General features: G+C 29.2%; 19 protein-coding genes and 1 riboswitch. Of the genes, 4 read left to right on the forward strand and 15 right to left on the reverse strand.

Annotated features, from left to right (window positions below):
* Window positions 1–121: 121 nt before the first annotated feature.
* The 4 genes from IC219_RS17590 to IC219_RS17605 form a co-directional block, all read right to left on the reverse strand.
* Window positions 122–1,312, reverse strand: coding sequence for a MalY/PatB family protein (locus tag IC219_RS17590; protein ID WP_227831659.1), 1,191 nt, complete (start codon window positions 1,310–1,312; stop codon window positions 122–124).
* 283 nt (window positions 1,313–1,595) lie between these two features.
* Window positions 1,596–2,717 (reverse strand): M20 peptidase aminoacylase family protein, encoded by a 1,122-nt coding sequence (locus IC219_RS17595; protein ID WP_227432371.1) that lies wholly within the window; start codon window positions 2,715–2,717, stop codon window positions 1,596–1,598.
* 59 nt (window positions 2,718–2,776) lie between these two features.
* Window positions 2,777–3,262: a YjiG family protein gene (locus IC219_RS17600; RefSeq protein ID WP_227831660.1), complete on the reverse strand. Its 486-nt coding sequence runs from the start codon at window positions 3,260–3,262 to the stop codon at window positions 2,777–2,779.
* Window position 3,263: 1 nt separating this feature from the next.
* On the reverse strand, window positions 3,264–3,932 hold the full coding sequence (locus IC219_RS17605; protein ID WP_227432369.1) for a nucleoside recognition domain-containing protein: 669 nt from the start codon (window positions 3,930–3,932) through the stop codon (window positions 3,264–3,266).
* Between the two features lie 387 nt (window positions 3,933–4,319).
* On the opposite strand from IC219_RS17605, the gene IC219_RS17610 reads away from it, so the two are divergent.
* A complete protein-coding gene (locus tag IC219_RS17610) occupies window positions 4,320–6,344 on the forward strand; it encodes a sigma 54-interacting transcriptional regulator (RefSeq protein ID WP_227831661.1) in 2,025 nt (674 codons plus the stop codon).
* 164 nt (window positions 6,345–6,508) lie between these two features.
* Here IC219_RS17610 and IC219_RS17615 read toward each other — a convergent pair whose 3' ends face one another.
* The 3 genes from IC219_RS17615 to IC219_RS17625 form a co-directional block, all read right to left on the reverse strand.
* A complete protein-coding gene (locus IC219_RS17615; protein WP_227482735.1) occupies window positions 6,509–7,696 on the reverse strand; it encodes a DUF3798 domain-containing protein in 1,188 nt (395 codons plus the stop codon).
* Window positions 7,697–7,899: 203 nt separating this feature from the next.
* The gene (gene brnQ, locus IC219_RS17620; protein ID WP_227432748.1) at window positions 7,900–9,171 is read right to left on the reverse strand and encodes a branched-chain amino acid transport system II carrier protein; all 1,272 of its coding nucleotides are present in this window, start codon (window positions 9,169–9,171) and stop codon (window positions 7,900–7,902) included.
* 140 nt (window positions 9,172–9,311) lie between these two features.
* Window positions 9,312–9,965, reverse strand: a complete 654-nt coding sequence (locus IC219_RS17625) for a pentapeptide repeat-containing protein (RefSeq protein WP_227432366.1) — start codon at window positions 9,963–9,965, stop codon at window positions 9,312–9,314.
* Between the two features lie 333 nt (window positions 9,966–10,298).
* A riboswitch (purine riboswitch) is annotated at window positions 10,299–10,400 on the forward strand.
* A gap of 71 nt (window positions 10,401–10,471) precedes the next feature.
* Between IC219_RS17625 and IC219_RS17630 the strand changes: the two genes are divergently transcribed.
* Window positions 10,472–11,815, forward strand: coding sequence for an NCS2 family permease (locus IC219_RS17630; RefSeq protein WP_227432365.1), 1,344 nt, complete (start codon window positions 10,472–10,474; stop codon window positions 11,813–11,815).
* A 155-nt stretch (window positions 11,816–11,970) separates the two neighbouring features.
* Window positions 11,971–13,335: an amidohydrolase gene (locus tag IC219_RS17635; RefSeq protein ID WP_227432364.1), complete on the forward strand. Its 1,365-nt coding sequence runs from the start codon at window positions 11,971–11,973 to the stop codon at window positions 13,333–13,335.
* Window positions 13,336–13,939: 604 nt separating this feature from the next.
* Here the strand turns inward: IC219_RS17635 and IC219_RS22075 are convergent.
* From IC219_RS22075 to IC219_RS17665, 6 genes are all read right to left on the reverse strand, one after another.
* Window positions 13,940–15,805: an HIRAN domain-containing protein gene (locus IC219_RS22075; protein ID WP_227831662.1), complete on the reverse strand. Its 1,866-nt coding sequence runs from the start codon at window positions 15,803–15,805 to the stop codon at window positions 13,940–13,942.
* Window positions 15,806–15,976: 171 nt separating this feature from the next.
* Window positions 15,977–16,759 (reverse strand): shikimate kinase, encoded by a 783-nt coding sequence (locus IC219_RS17645; RefSeq protein ID WP_227831663.1) that lies wholly within the window; start codon window positions 16,757–16,759, stop codon window positions 15,977–15,979.
* 63 nt (window positions 16,760–16,822) lie between these two features.
* Window positions 16,823–18,040, reverse strand: a complete 1,218-nt coding sequence (locus IC219_RS17650; RefSeq protein WP_227432360.1) for an MFS transporter — start codon at window positions 18,038–18,040, stop codon at window positions 16,823–16,825.
* Between the two features lie 220 nt (window positions 18,041–18,260).
* Complete coding sequence (aroE, locus tag IC219_RS17655; RefSeq protein ID WP_227831664.1) at window positions 18,261–19,124, reverse strand: shikimate dehydrogenase; 864 nt, start codon at window positions 19,122–19,124, stop codon at window positions 18,261–18,263.
* 83 nt (window positions 19,125–19,207) lie between these two features.
* Window positions 19,208–21,130, reverse strand: coding sequence for an FAD-dependent oxidoreductase (locus IC219_RS17660; RefSeq protein WP_227831665.1), 1,923 nt, complete (start codon window positions 21,128–21,130; stop codon window positions 19,208–19,210).
* A gap of 82 nt (window positions 21,131–21,212) precedes the next feature.
* A complete protein-coding gene (locus tag IC219_RS17665; RefSeq protein ID WP_227432357.1) occupies window positions 21,213–22,061 on the reverse strand; it encodes a sugar phosphate isomerase/epimerase family protein in 849 nt (282 codons plus the stop codon).
* A 413-nt stretch (window positions 22,062–22,474) separates the two neighbouring features.
* On the opposite strand from IC219_RS17665, the gene IC219_RS17670 reads away from it, so the two are divergent.
* Entirely contained in the window at window positions 22,475–23,356 is an 882-nt protein-coding gene (locus IC219_RS17670) for a LysR family transcriptional regulator (protein WP_227432356.1), read from the forward strand.
* Window positions 23,357–23,566: 210 nt separating this feature from the next.
* On the opposite strand, the gene IC219_RS17675 is transcribed toward IC219_RS17670, so the two are convergent.
* Window positions 23,567–24,376, reverse strand: a complete 810-nt coding sequence (locus IC219_RS17675; RefSeq protein ID WP_255613040.1) for a DUF3800 domain-containing protein — start codon at window positions 24,374–24,376, stop codon at window positions 23,567–23,569.
* 211 nt (window positions 24,377–24,587) lie between these two features.
* On the reverse strand, window positions 24,588–26,522 hold the full coding sequence (locus tag IC219_RS17680) for a cell wall-binding repeat-containing protein (RefSeq protein ID WP_227432354.1): 1,935 nt from the start codon (window positions 26,520–26,522) through the stop codon (window positions 24,588–24,590).
* Window positions 26,523–26,627: the final 105 nt, after the last annotated feature.

Consider the following 26,627-nt stretch of genomic DNA (forward strand, 5'->3'; position numbering starts at 1 on the left):
TAATAAAAGTTAACTTTTGTGTTTTCTATTTATTCATAATAGTATGATAAGTGATTAGTTAAATTTTGTCAAGTTTATTATTTTTTATTTTTTATATACTTTATACATTTTTCCCCATGTTTTATAAGTTTTCAAATGTAGTTTTTAATCTATCCATACATTCTTTTAATAGAGATTGTGGGCATGCTACATTTATTCTTTCAAACCCAATACCTTCTTTTCCAAATATATAACCTTCATCAAATAATACATTGGCTTTTTTAAACATTAAATCTTCAAGTTCTACTTCATTTAATCCATAAGCAGTAAAGTCTAGCCAAGCTAGATATGTCCCTTCTGGATAAACAAGTTTAACTTTTGGTAAGTATTCTTTTAAGTATTCATCAATAAATTTCATATTATTATCTAGATATTCATTTAATTCATCAAGCCAGTCTTCACTTTCATTATATGCTGCAATAGTAGCTACAATAGCAAAAGGATTTGGTGAAGTACCAACTCCAACAGCTGTAATTTCATCTTGATACTTCTTCTTTAACTCTTTATTATTCACTATTATATTGGATAATTGCATTCCAGCTAAATTGAATGTCTTACTTGGAGCTATACATGTGACTATTTTCTCTTTATATTCTGGGCATAATGATTGTAAAGGAATATGTTTAAATCCTTTTCGAATTAAGTCAGAGTGTATTTCATCTGCTATTATCCACAAGTCATATTTTTTGCATATTTCTACGACTTTTTTTAATTCTTCTTCTCTCCATACTCTACCAACAGGATTGTGAGGGCTACAAAGAATAAGTACTTTATTATTGCCACACTTAGCTTTTTCTTCTAAATCAGTGTAATCCATTCTATAAGTTCCATTTTCATATATTAGAGAATTATTTATAACTTCCCTATTATTGCTTTTTATCTTTGCTTCAAATGGATAATATACTGGTTTTTGAATTATTACTCCTTCTCCAGAGTTTGTTAATATTCTTACTAAAATAGCTACAGCAGGTACAACTCCAGGGCTAAAAACAATATCTTCTCTATTTACTTCCCAGTTAAATCTTCTTTTATACCATCCACAAACTGCATCAAAGTATTCGTCACTATTATTAGAACTATACCCAAATATTTTATGGTCGATTTTTTTATGTAATGCTTCTATTATTGGTTCTGCACATTCAAAATCCATATCTGCAATCCAAAAAGGTAAACCATCTTTTTGTGCTTTTGGTGAACAATTAGTTCTGAAATCCCACTTTACACAGTCTGTTCCTACTCTGTCTACAACTCTATCAAAATTATATTTACTCATTTAAGCCTCCTAAAAATATAAATTCTATAAATATTAAATTTGTCACTACTTGTAATCTAAGGACATTTTACCACTCTACACACTATAATAATAATACTTTTTGGTTTAATAGATTTAAAATATACCTATTTTTCCTACAATAGATTTTTTCGATATTGTAAAAACAACTTCATTACAACAAAATAAAAAGAGACTATTTACGTCAATAATATTACAACTAACATAAAAAACCTCTTTTCATAAGTTTAAAAAATTTTAAATATAAATCAATTAATTTAAAATCTTATCCTAATCTCTTTTCAACTAGTCTGCACCAGATATCAACTCCATATTCTAAAGCCTTAGTATCAAACGTCACATTAGGATTGTGGAATCCTGGTGTAGCATCAGCACCTAGTCCAATATATGTAGTCTTACATTTTAGTTTTTGAGTATAATAGTGAAAATCTTCCCCACCAGAGTTTTTAAATACACCTATAGATGCATCTTCACCAAGTACATCTTTAATAGTCTCTTCAGCTAAACTTACAAGACCTTCATCAAACTCTGCTGCTGGAACTCCATCTTTCGAAAGCAATATAGCCTCTGCGTTTATAGAACTTGCAGCGGTTTTTATAGCATGAATAGCTTTTTCTTTTAATTCTTCTATTATTTCATTACTCTCTGCTCTTATATCTAAAGCCATAAAAGCTTCATCTGGTATATTATTATATGTTTCACCTTTAACTGATATATTTGTAACTTTAATAGAATTTGGAACAGCTGGATTTACTCTTATTGCATTTATTGCATTTACTGCTAAACATACAGCATCTACTGCATTTACACCTAAGTGTGGCTTAGAACCATGACAAGTAATACCTTTAATAGTAAATTCCATTATGCAACTGGCACAATGATACATTGCAGGTATGGCCTTTCCTAATCTACAATCTTGCCCAGGTCTTAAATGCATACCTACCATCTCTTCAACATCATCTAATAAACCAGAATCTATTACTCTTAATGCTCCATAAAGTTTTTCTTCACCTGGTTGAAAAATTATTTTAAGTTTTCCTTTTTTTACTAAGTCCCTCTCTTTTATTAAACTTGCAGCTGTTAGAAGCATGGAAGTGTGACCATCATGACCACAAGCATGTATCATTTTCTTTTCTCCATCTATTATAAATTCTAATGCATCTATATCTGCTCTTATCGCAAATACTGGCCCTTCTTTTTTTGAGTCTATTGTTACTATAATGCCAGTTCCTGCAACACCTTCATCTATATTTTCAAATCCCATTTTTTTAAGTTCTTCTAAAATAAATGTAGATGTCTTGTATTCTTCAAATCCTTTTTCTGGAATTGTATGTAAATAATCATACACCTTATGTACATAGTCAATATAACTTTTATTATTTTCCATAATATAATACCTCCATAAATTTTAATTTTTACCTTATATTACTCTTTTCCATATGTTGTCTATACTACAAAATAATTCATTATAAGCATTGCAATACATCCATTTAAAGTTGCTATTATAAACATATGTGGATAGTATTTAGTTTTTAATTCGGCTGTTCCTAACAACCTACCCATAAACTGTATCTGAGCTCCTGAAAGTAATAACATTGGTAAAAGTATTGCAACATGTGCTTGATTTATTTGACCTGCTGTAAACAAGCCAGCTATTACCCCATAAGCTCCTCCCATTGATATAAATATTGTCATTATTGCAGTTGCTGCAACACCTGGAAGTCCAAATATGCTCATTACAGGTGTGAAAATTGTTCCTATTATATCCAAAAGACCAGTTAAATTGAATATAGAAATTATAGCAAAACCAAATATAACATTTGGAGCCATTGAATTTGTGCTTATTTGAAACCCGTTTCTAGCTCCACCAATAAATGCATCTATCACATTTCCTTTTTTAACTTTCACCTCTTTTTTTGCTATATCACTCATATTAAGCTTCCTCCTTTTCGAATTTATTTAAGTATAATCTAAGTAAGTTTGCTCCAACAAATTTCATAATTAAGATTAAGGCAAGTGGTATAAATATTGGAACATCGCCTATAAATGGAAATAATGCTGCTCCTGAAGCAAAGAAATTTGTGATTGCAGATGCTCCAGAAAACTGAAATGCACAGAAAACAGCTTTTTGCTTTTCATCTATATACCCATCATCTTTAAGTTCCTTAGTCATGGATGCAGCAGCGTCTGTAGATTGTAAACTAGCTATTAAAGTTAATCCTGCAAATCCAGGTAATCCTAGTAATGGTTTTAATAGTGGACTAAGAAGTTTTTGCGCTGCTTTCATACCATCTAAGTGGTCTATAACTCTGACTATTCCAAGTGCAAACATAACTGATGGTATTAAAGTTAATGCATATAGCCATCCATCACGAGGACCAGTCCCTCCATCCCCTCTGAAGTTTGCAGCTAATGTACCTACACCATCATTAACTGTCCCCAGTGAACCAAAGTTTCCTAATACATTATTAAAATCTAGTACTTTTAATGCTCCAGGTGCATCTTTAAATATTCCTGAAAAGAATAATGCTCCTAATATTAATGCTACATACCCATACCATTTAACTTCTATTTTTTCTGTTGTTGATTCTAACTTGCTCATATAAATTCTCCCTCCTGCTTAAATAAATTTTATTAGTACACCTTTTCATTAAGCAAAACCCATGCCAATACTTTAATAATAATATTTTTTCATTTGTTTTTTTATTGTTAATTTTTTACATCATATAAATTGCTTGCAATTGCTAACTTTTTAAACTTATATTTATACATCTTTTATTGTCATGCAGTAGAAAAATCTTTATATTATAAATATTTTTCTATATAATTTTTCAAACTAATTTTATAAATAGGATTTTATAGGATAAAAACCTATAAAATCCTATTATTTAGCTAAATGTATAAATTTATCATGTTATTTGTTGTATAATATAACTTGTTCTGCTCTTAAAAAAGCAAACTAAATATTACCTTAGTTAGGAGAAATAAAATGGACAGAAAAAAATTAATCCTTATAACATATGATAAATTAAATGCTGACCACTACAAAGAAGAGTTAATAAGCTTTTTTGGAGATGAAATAAGTATAGAAACTCAAAACATACTTGATAGTATAAGAGAGAATTTAGAGGGTGATGTAGTTCTTTCTCTATCACCTTTAACTAGTAATTTTTTAATAAAGCATTTCAAGGAAGATATTGAAATTATCCATGGAACAAAGGCACTTTCAAAGCTTGGATATGAGAAAATGATGAAACTACCTCCAGGTACAAAATCATTACTTATGACTACCAATAAAACTTCAGCGTTTGAAATGGCTACTTATTTATATAAAATAGGAATAAATCATATCGATTTTGTACCAACATACCCAAACTGTGAAGAAATATATGATTTAGATACAGCTATAACACCAGGTCAGACTAGATTTATACCAAAATACATAAAAAATATCGTTGACTTAGGTTGGAGAAAAATTTCATTAGATACATATATGTCGTTACTAGTAGTATTAAAGCTAAAAAACGAGAAGTTTATAGAAAAACTATACAAGCTATCTAAGGAAATACTTAGTCATGATTTTTTAAATACATCATTAGATAATATATCTAAATTAAAAACTATACTCTATATGACTATTGACGAAATTGGAGATGGGTTAATATTTTTCAATACATTCAACAAGGTTACATTTGTAAATAAATCTTTACTAAGCATGTTGGAATTAGATGAAAAGCTCATAAAATCACCTTCTTTAATGGAATATTTACCAAAGAGTTTTTTGGATAAAATCACTCAAAATCTAAACATAGATAATATGATTATATACATAGATGAAATAGACAAAAAATTTATACTATCAAAAAAACCATTTTATCTTTATAAAAATATAGAAGGTTGCTTAATTACATTAAAAGATGTAAGCAAGATAGAAATACTAGAACAAAAAATAAGAAGTGACTCTGTTAAAAGAGGTTATATAGCCAAGTATAAGTTCAGTAATATAATTGGAAATAGCACTGTTATAAAAGACTGTATCAAAAAAGCAAAAAAAATGGCTCTTACAGATAACCCTATTCTAATAACTGGTGAAACAGGTACTGGTAAAGAAGCTTTTACTCAATCAATACACAACCATTCTCCTAGAAAAAATAAACCTTTTGTAGCAATAAATTGTGCTTCACTTCCAAGTGAGTTGCTTGAAAGTGAACTGTTTGGATATGAAGATGGTTCTTTTACTGGAGCAAAAAAGGGTGGAAAGAAAGGATTATTTGAATTAGCTCATACTGGAACCATATTTTTAGATGAGATAGGAGATATGCCACATGATTTACAAGTAAAACTCTTAAGAGTTTTACAAGAAAAGGAAATTAGAAAAATTGGTGGTACAAATATTATTCCAATTGATGTAAGAATACTAGCTGCTACAAACAAAAACCTAGAAAAATTAATTTTAGAAAATAAATTTAGAATGGATTTGTTTTACAGGATAAGTATGTTCACATTAGATTTGCCTCCTCTTAGAAATAGATTAGAAGATATACCATTTCTTTTAGAATCGTTTTTAAAGGAACTTCCATATAAAAATATTAAACTCGATAAAAATCTATTAAAAGCTTTAAATTCTTATACTTGGATGGGCAATATCAGAGAATTGAGAAATTGTATTGAATATATGGCTTATATGGGTTCTAATCAACTTACGATAAATGACTTGCCACAAAATATATCTTCAAAATTAAATAATCATCATATGTTAGGAAATACCTCTATATTTCATGATTTAAATCAATATGATAAAAATATATGTGTTTCTATCCTAAAATCGTTATATATAAAGCCAATGGGAAGAGCAAAACTCATGAAATTTATGGAGCATAATGTCACAGAATATGAAGTAAGAAGTATGCTAGAATATTTGACATCTAATGAATATTTAACTCCTGGTAAAGGAAGAAAAGGTAGCTCTATCACCGAAAAAGGTATAAAAATTATAGAAAATAATATATTTTAGTTTTATATTAATTCAAATTTACTACCTCAAAATTTATATTTATAATCATAAATTTTATTTTACTATAACTTATTATAAAATAATAAAAGATACCTTCAGCAAAAAAGCTATGAAAAAAAGCTATGAAGTAATAATTTTTATTATTAGTTTCATAGCTTTTAATATTAATATATTAATTGATTTAATATTACTGATTGATAATTATAAAGTGTATCTGTTAAAGGTATAAACTCTGAACCAATCCCAAATTTTAATTCTGCAAACGCCTCTAAATAGTCTGGGTCACATACATCTTCCTGTGTTAAATCTTGAAGTACCATTTCAGTCGCAAGATAAGTCGCTAATGATGGTATAAAAGCGTCCATTGGCATAGGATATCCACCAAGTCTATTTGACATGCCAGCAGCTTTAGCCTTTTCACTTATCATATCATTTATCTTGTCATAATTTTGAGCATCTTTTTTAGCTATTTTAAATCCCATAACGCTAGGATATGTATCTGTTGGTGATGGATTACTTTGCTCTGCAACTATATATTTTAACTCTAAAGCTTTAGTTAATATAACTTCATCCATATACTCATTTACACCAAATACATTTATATCTTTTCCATACTTCTTAACCTGTTTGTCTATATCTTCATTTAAAAATTGCTTCATTTTGCCCTTATCTTCTTCTGTATTTACATTTGGTGTATCAACTTGTACAAATTGCATTCCTAAACTTCTACAAGTCTCTTTAATTTTTTCCAGTCTTTTGGCTATATTGGCATCTTTCAAATCATCCTTAGATGCATAATGAATAAAAGCTTTTGCTCCCAGTTCCTTTGAACGTTCAACTAATAACTTTCCTCTTTCCTCTGTGTCAACCCCTAGATTTACATCTACATATTGACTCAATTGGTTTTTGTCCTCTCCCATAGGAGCTGAGATAGTTATTATTTCTGGACGCTTTTCTTTTACCTTTTGTAATGCTGGTAAAAGACCTGCTTGGTCCGTTGATACTACAATCGCCTGAATTTCTTTATCATCAGTCAATTTTACTATTTCATTTATAGACTTATCTATATTAGAAGTAAAGTTTTCTGGCAACACAACATGTTTTATAGTTCGCTCAACTCTAGCTTCACCATCTTTTTCTTTATCAGTTTCATTAGCTTCCTTATACTCTTTTGCTAAATCTTCTACTATACTGTATTGTACTTTATTTTCAGATAATGGCTGAGTTACTACTGCAACTTTGAAATCATCAATGATTTTCTCTTTATCATTTTTGCCTGTAACTAAACTACACCCTGTAATCCCAATAATTAAACATATAGATAGCATAAGTGCTGTTATTTTTTTAAGCATTAGTTAAAACCTCCTAAATTTGTACTTTCTTATCACTATTACTAATTTTATCATACTTCAAAGAAAAATTATATTATAAAAAAATTATATGCTAACTATTATAATCCAATCTAAAAAGTACTATAGGTAGATTAGATTTTGATTAAATCTACCCATAGTACTAAAAAAATTATATATTATAAAATTAAATTAATTATAAATTATTATGCTATTTGTTTTTTGCTTTTTATGAAGTTACCAACTATTCCACCCAATATAGCTGGTATTACCCAGTTAAAGCCCAAACCTGCAAGTGGTAAACTTTGTATAAATGGAACAGCTCCTGTCATTCCATTTACAGCTGATAATACACTAACTAGTAATGTAACATATGCTGCACCCTTAAATGCATTATCATTTTTTATATGCTTACCAGCTAATTCCATGATAACTATTGCCAATAAAACAGGATATATAGTTTGTAGAATTGGAACTGATATAGCTATTATAGCATCAACACCTAAATTAGATATAAGCATACTAGCCACACATATACCGATAACTAGTTGTTTATAAGTTGCTTTACTTATTCCTTCAAAATAAGTTGAAATTGATGCTGTTAGACCTGTAGAAGTAGTTAAACAGGCAAGTGCTACAATTACACCTAAAATTATCTTTCCTACTTGACCATATAATAGTATACTAGTTATCTCAACCAATAAAGATGCTTGAGGTATGCTAGTATCATATAAAGTTGAAGCTGTTGCTCCTAGATAAGTAAGACCACCATATACTAATGCCAGGAATACACAGGCTACAAAACCAGCTTTAATAGTCATACCTATTTGGTCTTTATCTGATGTATATCCTTTAGCCACTATAGACATTAACATTATAGTAGCCATAGACGCTGCACCTAGAGCATCCATTGTTTGATAACCTTGTGATATACCTTCACCAAATAGATTTTTATCTATCATATGTTCTGGACTCATAGGTCCTGCTGGAGATATTATCCCTTTTACAATTAGAACAAATAATACTAATAATAACGCTGGAGTTAAATATTTACCTATTATGTCTATAACTTTAGAAGACCTAATCGTAAATGCTAAAGTCAAACCAAAGAATATTACTGAAAATACTGCTTTAGCTACTGTTCCATGGTCTCCAAATATAGGTATAATACCCATTTCATATGTTGTTGCACAAGTTCTTGGTATAACAAGAAGTGCTAAACATGCTAGAGCAGCTACACTCATTACTCTTGCTAATCCTTTACCTGCTCTTCTAAGTACATCATCCATGCTTCCTTTACATCTTGCTGTTGCTATGATAACAAGCATTGCTATACCAGCATCTGCAACAACAAAGCCAACAAGAGGAATTAACCAGTCTTTACCGGATTCCATTCCTAAAAATGGAGGGAACATAAGATTTCCTGCGCCAAAGAACATAGAGAACAAAGCAAAACCAACTATAAAAATATCTCTCATCTGCTTACTCACACCAAACTACCCCCTTTGAAAATATTTTGAATATTAAGATAATCTTACTTTATTTTCATAAAAATGTCAATCTGGTAAAAATTCTCATATTGTTAACGTTTTCCCAATTTAATATTTGCATATAATTTTCATTTTATGATAATTCCCATCAGTTTTGTTAAATCAATTGCTTGCGACACATCAAAACAAGCTCCCCTAATATCATTTATTCCTACTTCAATACCTTCAATATTATTAGTGGTAAAATCTACTCCAGAAAGTTTAGTTCCATTAAAATTCGATTTTTTTAAATTTGTATACTCGAATACTAAATTTTCATTTTTTACTTCCTGAAACACAGAACTTTCAAAATTTGAATCTAAAATAGAAACTATCTTGAACTTAGAAAACGAGAAGTTAGAATATCTACCTAAAACATCCTTAAACAATACGTTTTTAAGTATACAATCATCCAATCTAACTCCTATTAATTTGCTGTCTTTAAATTCAACTCTGTATATACTTCCTCCATAGAAAGACGTATTGGATAAATTACAGTTTTCAAATACTACATCAAGTAAGTCAATCTTTTTTAAATTACAATTTTCAAAGGATACATTTCTAAATATACAAGATTCAAAACTTGCTCCTGTAATATCTAAATCACTTATAACCTCATTTTCTATAGTTTTATTAAATATTTTTTCATCATTGAATATATCATCTAATATAACTTCAATATTTTCAACATTTTCTAATTCCCCTGTAAATTTAGGCTTTTGTACTTTAATAATCTTAGTCATTTTCTCCTCCACTATAAATTATATTATTTTTAAACTCGTTTTTATTATTATATTAAGCTATTATATGTACTTTCAATATATTAAAAAGTTTTTACGAAATATTCTTGTATTCAGTACATTTATAATTATATCACAAACTTATTTATAATGAATTTCCATTAATAGCATAAGTGTTACAGAAGTATAACATTTATTATACTTCTGTAACATTTATCTTTAGAAATAATTATTCTTCATAAAAAATGACCTCGGTTTTTTATAAAATCGACAAAAAAAACGAATAATTTCTTTAAATTTATTGTAAATAATACAATATTACGATATAATACAACAGAAAAACAAATAGAAAATGTTCATATAATATTAGTAATATGGTCTAATAGTCTCTACAAACTCACCTTAAATGAGTTTTCTATGAATAGAATGTTAACTTTAATATATATTCTATTCTATCTATATGAATATATATTTTTTTGTTTATATTTTAAAGTTTTTTGGAGGTAAAAATGGTACCAAACACTAATAATGTACAACCAGATGGAAATAATTCATCATTAAGCTTTTTAGACAAGATGTTTAAATTCAGCGAACGTGGCTCTAACCTTAAGACAGAAGTAATAGGTGGGGTTACTACATTCTTAACAATGGCATACATAGTTTTCGTAAATCCAGCAATATTATCTGAAGCTGGCATGGATAAAGCAGCACTTATAACAGTTACTATATTAGCTACAGCCATTGGTACACTGATATTTGCAATTTTAGGAAATGCACCATTTGCACTAGCACCTGGTATGGGTCTAAATGCATTCTTCACATATTCATTGGTTATAGGAGCAGGAATTCCATGGCAAACAGGTCTTGGAGTTGTATTCTTATCTGGATGTGTATTCTTCACACTCGCAGTAACAGGTCTACGAAAGACAATTGCTGATGCAATTCCTCGAGAATTAGCAGTAGCATCTTCAGCAGGTATAGGTCTTTTCCTTGCTTTTGTTGGTTTAAAAAACATGGGTGTTATAATTGCAAACCCAGATACAATAGTTTCACTTGCAGATTTTACACCAACAGTTTTAATAGCTCTTTTTGCACTTATCTTAATGGCAATATTAGAATACAAAAAAATTAAAGGTGGAATATTAATAAGTATAGTAGTCGCAACAGTAATATCTATTATATGTGGATTTGTAGAATTACCAACAGCAATAATCTCAACACCACCAAGTATAGCACCAATTGCTTTTAAATTAGATATTATAGGAGCGTTAAAATTCTCATTAATTGGACCTATATTCTCTTTCATGTTTATAGACATGTTTGATTCGTTAGCATTTCTTATCACTTGTTGCAAACAGATGGGTCTTGAAGATGAAAATGGAGAAATAAAGGACCTTGGAAAAATGTTATATGCAGATGTTTCTTCTACTTTAATAGGTTCGTTTTTAGGAACTAGTACAGTTACAACATTTGGAGAATCGGCTTCTGGTATAGCAGCAGGTGCAAGAACTGGACTTGCTTCTGTAGTAACAGCGGCATTATTCTTAGCTACACTTATATTTACACCATTACTTGGTATAGTTCCTACTTATGCTGCAGCACCTGCACTTGTCATGGTTGGTGTATTTATGTTTGAAAGTATAAAACAAATCGATTTTGCTGATAGTAAAATAGCAGTCCCTGCTTTTGTTACAGTTTTATTGATGCCTCTAACTTATAGTATAAGTATTGGTTTGTGTTTTGGATTTATTTCATATATAATAATGCATGTTGTAGCTAAAGAAACTGATAAGATTAGTATAACACTTTGGGTTATAGGGATACTTGCAGTTGTAAACTTAGTACTAAGTTAGTATTTTAATTTTGATATATTAAAAGCTTATTTATTTTTAATTTAAAAATAGCAAAATCAATTTTATATCTAAATTGATTTTGCTATTAACTTTATATATAAAATTTATTATCATAATATATAGATAGAAAAATACATAGAAAAGGGATGATATTTATGTCACAATTACTTATAAAAAATGCATATCTAATCACTATGAATACAGATAGAGAAGTATATGAGAATGGAAGTATACTTATTGAAGACAATATTATAAAAAAAGTTGGGAAATTTGATAATAATATTGTAGATAAAGATGCTGAAATATACGATGCTAATGGAAAAATATTAATGCCAGGATTAGTCAATACACACGTTCACTTATCTCAACAATTAGGTCGTGGTCTTTCTGATGATGTTGTTCTTTTAACATGGCTTAGAGAAAGAATCTGGCCATATGAAAGTAGCTTTAATTACGAAGATTCTTTAATCTCATCTACTGCATGTTGTGTAGAACTAATAAAATCTGGTGTCACTACATTTTTAGAGTCTGGTGGTCAATATGTCGATGCTATGGTTGAAGCTGTTGATAAAACTGGAATTAGAGCATGTCTAGCTAAATCAGTTATGGATACAGGAGATGGTCTTCCTGAAGCATGGCAAAAAACTACTGATGAAGAAATCAACACTCAATTAGATTTATACCATAAGTTTAATAATACATCTAATGAAAGAATTAAAATATGGTTTGCTTTAAGAACTATTTTTAATACAACTGAGGATTTACTTGTTAGAACTAAACAATTGGCTGACAAATACAACACAGGTATACATATGCATGTAGCTGAAATAGCTGATGAAATTTCATTTGTAAAACAAAATACTGGAGTTGGAACAGTTGAATATCTTGATAAGTTAGGTGTTTTGGGGCCAAACCTTTTAGCTGCTCATACAGTTTGGCTTACGCATAAAGAAATTGATTTATTCAGATTACATGATGTAAAAGTTTCTCATAACCCTGGTGCAGCTATGAAAGTAGTACTAGGTTTTGCATCAATTCCTGAAATGCTAGAAAAAGGAATTCCAGTCTCAATTGGTACTGATGGGGCTCCTTCAAATAATAGAATGGATTTAATGAGAGATATGTATTTAACTTCATTAATACATAAAGGAAGAACTTTAAATCCAACAGTTATTCCAGCTGAACAAATATTAGAAATGGCTACTATAAATGGAGCAAAATGTGCTTTACTTGAAAAAGAAATTGGCAGTCTTGAAGTTGGCAAAAAAGCAGATATGATTATTCTTAATCCAGATACAATTCATTGCTTACCAATGCATAATCCAATTGGAAACATAGTGTATTCTATGACTAGCGAAAATGTAGATTCTACAATTTGTGATGGAAAGTGGCTTATGAAAGAAAGAAAGGTATTAGTTGTAAACGAATCTGAGTTATTGGAAAAAGTTAAAAAACAAGCTTCTAAAATAAAAGAAAAATCAGAAGTTAAAATTCCTTCTAAATTTAAAATTATAAAATAAAATAAAACCAATTGTTTTGTAGAGATACAGGTTCAAGTAAACTTGTATAGTCTACTTACAAAACAATTGGTTTCTTTATGCTATATTTTATTAAAATAAAAATAGCTATTATATTATAAATACATCACTAACAGTTAGGTTCAGATTTAGATTCATTTTTTTATACTTAGTTATATCATTACAACACATTAGGCACGCACTTTTTTGTTCATTCATTGGACAAACTTCACATGGTTTATCTCTATTCTAAAATGCCTTATAACACAATTGATTTATCTCTGTGTTTGGAGCTATACTCAATGTGTTTTGATTTATAAATAAAAGTTCATATGTATTCTTGTTTATCATATAAGTCCATGAATTCAAATTATCCATAACTGCTTTTATATATTTTTGATATAAATGTCAAGGATTCTATTTACTCTTTTGTCCAAAATCTATTTCCATTACACTCGTCAAAGCCTACATAACCACTAAATTAGACCTCATCTAAGATTGTACATTGTGACATAGATTCTATCCCTTGTACTTTCAAAATTTTATATAACCCATCATCAAGTGAAGATTGATTACAGTTTAAATTTCATATAATTCATAATATTATTTAGTTTATAACTTTTACCTTACTTCTATCTAATACCATTTTAAGTGAATTTTCAACAGTTTCAATCACGTCTTTATAACTTAAATATACGTTTATGTAAATATAATCTTCATCTAAATTGTATTCAGTTACTCTACAATACAAAAGTTTTCCTCCATCTAATAAATTACTCAAAATATAATTATCTTTTCTTGGAACATAACCTATTACATACCCAGTTTCTCCAACTATTTTAATAGCATTTTCATCATATAAATTATCTTTCTCTCTTTTTAGATAGTATATCTTACTCTTCTCCAATTCCTTTTCTAAATATTCTCTATTTCTAAACCTTGAGCCAGAAACAGCTACTGAAATCAAATAAATGTCTTTACCATGCTCATTTACCTTCAGCTTTTTAGTATTTACAAATTCTTTTTTTAAGTTATTACTTTCATATAACAATCGTCTTAACTCATCTTTTAATTTGATATTTTTTTCTTTTTCATAAGCTTCTTTAACTATTTGCATTTCTTTAAGAGAAAGTCTCTCTCTATACCTCTTCAAAATATTTATAGATTCCTTACGTACTTCATTTATGTTTCCAAAAAGTCCTTTTAAAGATAAATTTTTTCCTTTAGGGTACAGTGATTTACTACCTTTAAGGACAATGAAAAATAACATATCATCATAATATTCTTGTGTTAATTTATTTTTTTCTATATCTTCCATTTTTCCAATTAACTCTTCTGTTTTAAATGTTTTTTCAAAAAAATCTAATAACTTCAACTTACAGCTTGCACTTCCCTTTTTAGATATATGCCAATATACCTCAAAATCTCGAATATCTTTATTTAAATATGGTAATAAATCATCAAAAGATAAACGTACATCATAAATTTCTGACATTTTTATCATATCTTCTGTCTTTCCATCAGCTTCATTTAATGCTTTAAAGAATATACTTTTCCACTTTTCACTGAGTAAAACATTATTCATTTCTTTCTTAAATTCAACTTTATCACAACTTACTTTGTCATCCTCTAAAACACCTACTGCTATTAAAAAAATAGAATACAGACTATCAAAGTTAGTCCCATAGCTTGCTACAATTGGAAGAAATTGATTCACTAATTCCACTTTATTCCCTATATATTTAAATTCTACACTTAACAAATAATTGCATATAAGATATGCTAAGTTGTTTACCTTATCTTTATCTAAATCTCGTCTTTCAAGATATTCGCTTAAATCTACTGTAGAAATAATATAGTTCATTAGTAATCCTTCATATTTTTTATCTTTATATCCTTCTTCAATTAAATAAGAGGTTATTTCAGAATCTAGATTTTCCATATTGACAATGGCAAATACTTTTATTGAGCCTGTAGATATTCTAGATAGATTAAACAAATATGTATTGTAAAACTCAAGTTTTCTAATAGTATTACTTAAGTAAAATATGTATTCTCCAGATTTAGAAAATGTATCCACTATTTCTCTTATATTATCTAAATCTAAATAATTTTCACTTAAAACAAGCCCAAGTTTTACATACTCATCTTTTTCACTTGTATATATTAAATCCTCTGTTAGCTGATATAACCACTTTTCATCAATTATTCGCTCTTTTATTAGAGTGTTTATCTTTTTCATAAAAATTTCAAAATAACAAATTAGAGACTTATGACTATACTCTTCTAACAGGTCAATTTTATTAGATTCACTTCTATAAATATTTAAAATATTCTCTACCAAATTATTTGCAAGTTCTACTTGTTCTCTTAAAGGTATCTTTTCGTATATACATAAATAATTCATTTCAAATGATTCTTTATATCCATCATAATCCTTAATCTTTTGTAGTTGCTTAAAAATACTACCCACTAAATTATCCTCCTTTACATTATTATAATTTATATTGATTATACTACTTATTTTAATGAATTTACATTTTTACACATAAAAAAATATTACTAGAAATTAAAATTTCCAGTAATACTAATTGTACAAATATTAAAGTTTCATCGCTTAACAATGGTTTTGTTAAATTAGAATTTATTTATCAAGTTCCGTTAACTTTACGACCAGCTCTTCACAAATTTCTTTTATTGTTTTATTATCTGTTTTTACAATAATATCTGCTGATGCCATATATTTCTCTTCTCGTCTTTTCATCAAATCAGATATAAATTCAACATTCATATTATTATTAAGTATTGGTCTTTCATCACTATGTTTAACACGTTGAAGAATAGTTTCTGGACTTGCTGTTAATAAAACAATTCTTCCACTTTTTTTCATATATTCTACATTTTTATCTCTAAGTACGATTCCTCCCCCACAGGAAACAACTAGTCCTTCTCTTTGTTGTAAATTTATTAATGCTTGGCTTTCAAGATTTCTAAAATATTCTTCTCCTCGTTTTTCAAATATTTCAGAAATACTCATCCCTTGATGCTCAACTATATATGCATCTGTTTCTACTTGCTCCATTTCTAATAAATGACTCAAGTATGATGATACAGTGCTTTTTCCGACCCCCATAAATCCAACAAGCATTATATTGTAAGAGAATAAATTTTTAGCCTGTATTTTCTTACTATTTTTTACTACATATCTGAAAATATCTATAATTTCATTTTCAAACTTATGACCTTTTAGCTTCTCAATTAATGCTACTTCTTTTTTATTTTCATAGTCTGGCTGTAAAATGGGAAGACCTTTTTCCTTTTTAATATCAATAATACCTTTTATACATTCCATTCTTTTCTCAAGTAAATCAATCAGCTCATCATCATATAAGTCTATTTTTTCTCTTATTTTTTCTATATTTTCCATTGTCACACCTCTTCTTTCAGACATGTTAAAATTAAAAATACTTACAATTATATTATACTAATGTTACATATTACAATCATGTACTTTTTCTTTTTCATATCTCATGTTTACAAACAATGCAAGTAAAATTCCAACAAATGTTATAGCTACATTAAATAGTACAACATATTTTGGCCCATTTACTCCACCAGATTTTGTAATAAATCCAGCTATATTTAAAATAACATAGTTAGCTATACTAGATGCAATCATAACTATAGATGTTATTTTTCCTTTATTAGTTGGAAACATTTCATTTGCTGTCGATGTAGTCAATTGAAGCACACCACCTGCTGCTGAATAACCTATTACAAATCCTCCTACCATACAAATAGTTGGAGACTGAACAAAATACACAATTAATAACATAATTGAAGCTATTACAGGATAGATAACAAGTATTCTTATTGGCTTAACATATTTTTTTATAAGCACAGAAGTTATTAATACTGCACAGATTACTCCCATTGAATAAAAAGATTGAATTTTTGTAGGGTCAGCCATACCATATAATTTACCTAATTCTTGATTACAATTTAGCCATAGTACAAATGTAGATGTACATGTAAATCCAATACAAACAAGAGCTATACTTGTTGGTGTAAACTTCATTTTCTCTGACTTAACAGTCTTTCCATTATTATCAATAACATTGTTAGCTGGAGGAAATGGCAATATAGCTATTAAAATTGCATCTACAATAATAAGAACAGCTGTTACTATAAAAATAACTTTAAATGATATTGAATTTGCTGCAACAAATCCAATTATAAAAGGAAGTAAAAATTGCGCTAAAGCTATTGTGAATTTAGTAAACATATTTGCTATTGTTCCTAGACTAGCAAATATCTCCATACAAGAAGGTGTTACACAAGTATCTAAAAATGAGTTTGCTGCACCTCCAATTACTGCAAATATATACGCTATGTAAAAATTTGGTGAAAATACAATTCCAATAAAGAAAATTGCATGTAGAAAATTGCCTATAAGTCCACTTACCTTTCTTCCATATTTATCTGAAATAGGGCCTGCAAATGGATATGATATAAGTCTACCTAACCCTAATGCAGCAATAACTGCTAAAACAATACTCACATCAAGAGTTCCATCTGATAGTGTCTTAGCTCCCCACATAGATGCAAATTCTGGTTTATATTGTCCTAAAATTGAAATTCCAATACCAAGTAAAAAATATGAAAAATACAACGCTATGGCAGTAGGATAGTATTTTTTATTATTCATAGTTATTCTCCCATTCTTGTTAATTTCTTAACATTTTTATATACAATAAACGTATTCCCATAATGGGTTTAAAGAATAGCTAAACTTTTACATTTAACTATACCACCGATACAAAACCCACTATGACAACTTATAAAGTAATATCAAAATATTTTGTAAAGTAATATCAAAACATTGAGATACATATATATTCTATATTATTAAAGTATTATTTTTTCGTCTATTTAAAGTATAATTCTTTAATTTCTTCTACAGGCATTTCCAATCCAGTGTATAGATTAAAAGCCTCAGCTCCTTGATATAATAACATTCCTAATCCACCAATAGCTTTACAACCATTAGCTTCAGCATCCTCAATCATTTTTGTTTTATTTGGATTATAAACAACATCTGTTACAACTAACTCTTTTCTTAATACACTAACATCTTTTATATTAGTTTCATTATCATGAGGTTTCATCCCAATAAGCGTTGCATTTGTCAAAATATCACTTGATGATACTTCTTCATAAAGTTTTTCTGTATCTGCTAAATCATATAAATTAACAATACATTCTGGTACTTCTTTCTTTATATTTTCAATTGTTTGTTCCGCTCTTTTATAAAAATCATCCTTAGCATTGAAAATAGATATTTCTCTTGCTCCATCTAATGCACATTGTACTTGTATAGCAGTTGCCGCACCACCAGCACCCATAATCGTAAGTTTTTTATCCTTTACTTCAACTCCATTTTCTTTTAAATTACGAACATAACCAACACCATCTGTTATATGTCCAATTAACTTTCCATTTTCATTTACAATTGTATTACATGCTCCAATTATACGAGCAGCTGGAGAAAGTTCATCCATATATTCTGTAACAGCAGTTTTACATGGCATTGTTACATTTGCTCCTTTTATGTTGAACGTTTTTATAGCTGAAAGTGCATCTTTTACCTTGTCCACAGTAATATCAAAAGCTAAGTATCTATAATCTAAATCTAATTTTTCAAAACTATAATTATACATTAGTGGTGATTTAGAATGCCCCACTGGTGTACCTATTAATGCGAATAACCCTGTTCTTCCTGAAATTTCCATAATTTTATATCCTCCCAATATCATCAATTTCTTTGCAAATAATCTATTTAATTATTTGCAAAGAAACATCTATTTAATTTCAACTATATATTTAATGCTACTTCAAAAGCTTCTTTTGTTGCATCCAATGCTCTACGAGCCTTTACTGCATCCCCAACAACATAAGTTTCATTCACAAATTTCTTTACTTCTTCGCTTAATGGGTCATAATTACGAGAACCCATAGCAAGTACTACTGAATCGAAGCCTTTTAAATTATCTTCTGTTCCATCTGCAAGTGAATAGTCAACTCCATCGTTATAGAATTTAGCAACTTTAGCACCAGTAACAGTATGTATATTGTAACTTTCAAAATCATCCATAAGGAATTTACGATGTTCAGAAATTACATCTGCACCAACTTGTTCTCTTAATTCAATAACAGTAACATCATGTTCTTGTTCACCAAGGAAGGCTGCCACTTCACAACCAACCATTCCACCACCAACAACAAGAACTTTCTTTCCACAAGATTCTTTTCCATCAAGAAGATCCACTGCATGTATTAATCCTGATTCATTAATTCCTGGTATAGGAAGTACAAGTGGAGTTGCACCAGTAGCTACAATAACTGCATCAGGTGATTTTTCTTTTATAAACGCTACTGTAACTTCTGTATTAGTGTATATTTTTACACCATATTGATTGCACTTTGAAATATAACTACGAACTAAATTAGTAATATCTCCTTTACCTGGAGGATATGCAGCTAAACGCATTTGACCACCAAGCATTTCAGATTTTTCAACTAGAGTTACCTTATGCCCTCTCTCAGCACATACCCATGCTGCAAGCATACCTCCAACACCACCACCAACAACAAGAACTTCTTTTGTAGTTTCAGCTGGTTTAAGTTCAGATTCATGACCTAATATCGGATTTGCAAGACAAGCTATAGGCTTACCTTGGAACATATTTGGCACACAACCTTGTAGACACGCAATACATGGTATCATTTCATCTAACTTCCCATTTTTAGCTTTGTTAGGCATACTTGGGTCAGCTAAACTTTGTCTACCAAATGCTACTAAATCACATCTACCTTGACGAACCATTAATTCAGCAAATTGTGGCTCTGTATAGCGACCAACAGTTATTACTGGTATACTAACAGATTTCTTTATTTCTGTAACTAAATCTGCACTAAATCCAGCATGAAGAACTGTAGGAGCCCACATATATTCATCATGTATATGTATACTACGTGAAACATGAAGTCCATCTACTCCACAATCTTCTAAATAAGCTGCGATTACTGAACTATCATGTACATCAATTCCACCTAAAATATCATCTGTACTATTTATACGACATAGTATTGCTATAGAATTACCTACCTTTTTACGTATATTTTCAATTATAAGGCGAGGTAATCTCATTCTATTTTCAAAACATCCACCAAATTCATCTACACGTTTATTTGTCCTTGGTGATATAAAGCTACTAACTAAATATCCATGAGCACAGTGAACTTCAACAGCATCTACACCAGCTTTTTTTGCACGTAACGCAGCATCTCCATAAGATTCTATAAGTTCATATATTTCTTCAGTTGTTATTGCTAATGGTGTATTACGTCCATTTGACGCAGGTATTGCAGAAGCAGCTTTTAAAGGATACCCTGCAATTTTTTCATTTCCCTCAGAACCAGCATGTTGTAATTGTATAGATACTTTTGAACCTGCATTATGACAGGCATCTATTACATTTTTAAAACTATCTATTGTGCTATCATCATACAAACAAGGTTTACGAGGTCCTCCTTTAGCTTTCTTATCCACAACACTAGATTCTATAGTTATTAATCCAAAACCACCTAAGGCACGTTCAAGATAATAAGCCTTAGAAGTTTCACTTAAAGTACCATCTGTGTTTGCGAAATTATTTCCCATAGGAGGAACTACAAAACGGTTTGGAACTGTCATTGAACCAATTTTTATAGGTGTAAACATAGAACTAATCTTCATAAGGTTTTCCTTCCTTTCAAGTTTTATATTTTTTTCTTATATTTTTATGCTTTATATACTTTAATATCGAATAAGTCTATTTTTATTTTGGAGATACTTCTGGCCATGCTTTATCTAATACTTTTTTAGTTGCCTTAAATACAGTCTCAGCTGTAGTTGATAATCCTTTAGCTACTAAAGAATCAGATATTACTTCAACACCTATAACTTCTGGTGATATATTATGTTCTTTGATTATTTTTACAAATTCTTCTGTATTTCCATATCCTTCACCTGGAGCTACACGGTCATGTAGTGATTCATCTCTAAGTTTTTCATAAGGTGTCTCTAAAACATCACAAACTTGAATTGATACTATCTTTTCTGCTGGAACAGGTGCAAGGTCATCTACTGTTTGTTTTGCTCTAGCCCAGTGCCATGTATCTAATATAAGCATTGCATTTTCACGGTTACATCCTTTTACAACACGCCAAGCAGTAGCTAAATCTGGCACACCGCTGTATGGCATAAACTCAAGTCCTATAATAAGTTCTCCTGCTCTATCACATAATTCTCCTAATGCAGTTATAATTTGTTCTTCTGGTACCATTTCTAATAGACCACAGTTTATATGTTTAACATTAAATAAACGAGCCATATGATAAACATTTTGTTCTTTTTCTTGTTGAGCTTCTGTTCTATCCTCTTTAGTCCCCCATTGAGTTATATATTCTACTTCTGTAACTTTCATATTATATTCATCAAGAATTGAAAGCATTTCTTCGTCTGTAACTCCAGCGTTTTTTGCATCCACATAATTTTCAGCACGTAATCCGATGCCATCAAATCCAGCTTCTTTTGCAATACGCACTCTATCACGGAATGAAACTTCTGTGCCTAATGTATAAGAACTAATAGTAATTGGAATGTTAATATTTTTTTGATTATTCATAATTTAAATATGCCCCCTTTAATTTCTTTATAATTAATCTTTTTTTTGATTTTATTTTTTTATTTATTCTACTAGTAGCATTATTTTACTTTAAAAATAAAAATATTTTTTTGATTTATCTTTATCTAGATTTTATAAATTCATTGTATCATGAGACTTTATTAATAACAAATTGATAATTTCCTATCAATTCATAGATTTTGTTTATAGATTTTATTGATAATATAATTTATTAATATATACCTTAACTCTATCTATCTAAAATTTAAGACAAAAAACGATAAATTTCTTTAAAAGCTTTTATTATTACGCTGTAATCATATATAATAAAAATGTGAAAAACTTCTTTAAGGTCAACTTCTTTAAATACATACAAATAAAAAATACGATACTCATGAAAGGATGAACAAAAATTGAACTTATATCACTTACGCTATTTTGTTACATTGGCACATTTAGAGCACTATACAAAAGCAGCAGAAAATTTATCTATAACACAACCAAGTTTGAGTCATGCTATTTCTTTGTTAGAAAGTGAACTTGGAGTGTCTCTATTTGAAAAGGAAGGTAGAAATATAGTTTTAACTAAATATGGTAAAATATTTTTAAGAGACGTGGAAAAATCATTAGAAATCTTAGACTCAAGTGTAAAGTCACTAAAGATAACGGGTACTGGTGAAGGTCAAATTGACTTAGCTTTCCTTAGAACACTTGGTACAGACTTTATACCTGATATGGTTCATAGATTCTTAAAATCTAATCCTGATAAATCAATTGACTTTAAATTTCATACAGGTGTAACTACTGATATTATCCAAGGTCTTAAGGAAAGAAAATACGATATTGCTTTTTGCTCAAAACTTGAAAAAGAGAAGGGAATTGAATTTATACCTGTATCCAAACAAGATTTAGTATTAATTGTACCATATAGCCACCCACTGGCTACAAAAGATACTATAGATTTAAAAGAGACAATACCTTATCCTCAAATAGTATTTAATCAAAGAAGTGGACTTAGATATATAATTGATGACATGTTTAAAAAAATAAATCAACAACCTAACATAGTTCATGAGGTAGAAGAAGACCAGGTAGTTGCTGGATTAGTTGCAAAAAATTTCGGTATAGCTGTAGTACCAAATATGCCTATGCTTAAGTTTACAAAAGTAAAAGTAATTCAAATTGTTTACCCAAGTTGGGAAAGAAATTTTTACTTAGCAGTTATAAAGGATAGATATTTGCCTCCTGCAATTAAAAATTTCAAAAACTTTGTCATTAAAAATGCTCAATTATAAGTATTAATAAAAGAGGTTATTTTTAAATAGTCTCTTTTTTAGGGTTTCTTCCAAAATAAAAAAATCTATACTTCTAAAAGTATAGATTCTTAACTGACAGTCGGCATCCGAGTCTCAGTAATAATCGTTATATAACAGCAACTGTATTTCAATTCCTGAATAACTAAGTTATTTATATTATATCAATTTTCTAAAAATTTGTCAATCTATCTATCTCATTTTTTCAAGCCATGGTCCAACAGGCTCTACAATCGGAACTTCTTTAAAACCCCAATTTCTTATGTCATTTAAACTAGTTGGAGTGTATATTTTACTTCTTACAGATTTAAATATTTTATTTTTTTCTCCATATTGCACACATTTTGGATTTGCTTCTATTAATCCTCTTCTAGCTCTACTAAGAGGATTACATAGAATATCAGCTATTTCTAAACCTTCTTTGTAATCTACATCTTCCTTTTTGGCAATTATAAAACCTTTTACCTTGTCTCTTAACTCTTCATCTATATCTAAATATATTGTTCCATTATTAAAAACATCAAAAAATGCCTTTTGTACTTTTAAATTTGAAACATCATCTCTTGATTCAATAACGATTCTTGCAGACTCTACATTTTCATTATTTACAAATGAATAGAAATTTTGAAGCACATGTATAAAAGCTACAACATAAGGTTCCTTTGAAGGTGCATAGTATTTTTTTAATCTAGCCTTATCTACTGTTACTGATATTATGGTGCACTCTAGTTTAGATAGAAATAAAGGTAATTCATCATAAAATAACTTAATTTGTGAATCATCAAACCTTTCAAATGCTCTTGACTTTCTGGATATATCAGTCAAGTGTATTCCTATATTACTAGTTCCAAAGCAATAATCTTTAAAGGCATCCATCTCTTTCCTTAAACAACAGACATAATCACCTTGACTCACTGCGTATTTATATTCAAAAATTACTCCTGTTAATGTAAATGGGTCCTCATGATTTATATCAGCTCTCCCACTTTCATCAATAAACATTATATACTTCTTCTTTATAATTTCACTCACCCTCTTAACATATGATGATATCACCTATATTTATTTTATATGAGTTTTGAAAATATTCCAAGATTTTTAGATAACTTAAACTTAATTTTGTAATAAAAAAATTGAGATATAAACAATCAAAGCTTTAGGCTGTTGAATTTTACATCTCAATTTCATTTTATACATTATTTATATAGTTTTATTATTTTCTAAGAATATCTATTAATTTATCCATACCTATATAAGATACTCCTCCTCCAATTTGATAAGGAGTTTCAACTTTTTTATTTGCAAATACTCTATTTTGTTCTGCTGATAATCCTGAATTATCCATTAAAACTATTGGTGAGTGTAATTTTGCAGCTAATGGTCCAGCGGATAAAGCATCTACTAAAGCATCTGATTTGCTAACTAACACAGATTGTAAATCAGTATCGCCATAGAATTTTTCTATAACTTTAGCATTAGTATCTAATCTGTCATTTCCATATATTCTATTTCCTGAAACATCTTCAGTAGTTATTTCATTCATCTTAGCTATTGTTGAATCATTAATTGCATTTGGTCCACCTATAAAATATGCATTTTCTAATTTTCTTTCTGTTAGCCAAATATAAGATTCTTCTGTAATTCCATCTTTCTTAACTAGTATTATAGGTTGTTTTTCTTCTCCAGCTTTAGAAGCTACAGATAGAGCATCTGCCTCTCCATTTCCAGAAACCATATAAGCTGTCTTTATTTCTTCTCTGTTTCCAAGTTCATCAGCTATTCTTACAGCAGTTTGATATCTATCTTGACCTGATATTCTCTTTGTCTCTGCATTAAAAGTACTCTTTATTTCTTGCTCTAATTTAGAACTTATTGCATTTTCTCCACCTATTAAAATTACTGTTTTAGGTGCTAATGAATTCATTTCTGCAACAGTTTCAGTTGGTAATTTATCTGTATTAGTAAGTAATATTGTTGCATTGTAACTACTTGCCAAAGGCGTTGCTGTTATTCCATCTGCTATTGCATTTCCATTTACTAATACAACAGTATCTGAACTATCAGCACCCCAATTTCCAACTTCACTTATTTTTTTAGCTGTATCAAATCTATTTGCTCCTACAACGGTGTTCCATGTAGGGTTTATTGTTCCATCTTCATTGAAAGTATAATCTTTTCCATCTATTTTTTGAGTTCCTGTTAGCATTTTACCTTCTTTGTCTAAATAGTAAGATTTACCTTCTAATTGCTGCCATCCTGTTTGCATTACTCCTGTTTTATCAAAGTAATACTTATTACCATCTATTTCTTGCCATCCTACTACTGATAAGCCATCATTTCCTAGATAGTATTTCTTGCCATCTTTTTCTTGCCATCCTGTTTGCATTACTCCATCTGAATTAAAGTAATAAGTTTTTCCATCAATTACCTTCCATCCAGATACTCTTACTCCATCAGTTCCTAAGTAATATTTTTTGTTATTAATTGTCTTCCATCCTGTTTGCATTACTCCTGAAGCATCAAAATAATACATTTTTCCATTTACTTTTAACCAACTATTTTTTTGGTATGTTCCATCAGATTTTACATAATACTTCTTACCATTTTCTGTTTTCCATCCTGTTTGGTTTAAATTTATCTTATATTTTGCTGCTATTTTAGTATAACTGTCATTACTATAATCTATAATTACATCTGAACCTACTGGAACTTGGTCAAATAACCATCTAACCTCTTTATTGTGCATTCTTATACATCCACCAGAAATGTGTTTTCCTATAGAACTTTCATTATTATTTCCATGTATCCCATATGTATCTCCATAAGTTCCTTTTAGTGCTAATCCCATCCATCTATCTCCTAATGGATTTTTTGGGCTTCCTCCAGGTATATTTCCTTTATAATATGGTCTATTTTTTATCTTGTTAACTACCTTTGTTTTCCCTGTTGGTGTCTCTGAACCTTTTTTCCCTGTTGCAACTTTAAATTCTTTTACAAGCTTGCTATTTACAAAATATCCCAGAGTGTTTTTTCTTGAGTTTACTATAATTACATGTTTACTGGCTGCACTTGATTCTGGTACACCACATGCAAATACTAAAACTAAAGTCATTGCTAGTACTAAATACTTTTTTAGACTTTTTTTCACTACAACTTCCCCCTCTTTTAGAAACATAACTACACGCCTCTAATTATAACATAAAATTACCAATATCTTGTATTTACAAATTTGTTACATTTACCCCTTTAATAT

This window comes from Clostridioides sp. ES-W-0018-02 (assembly GCF_020658175.1).
In the GTDB taxonomy this organism is placed as follows: domain Bacteria; phylum Bacillota; class Clostridia; order Peptostreptococcales; family Peptostreptococcaceae; genus Clostridioides.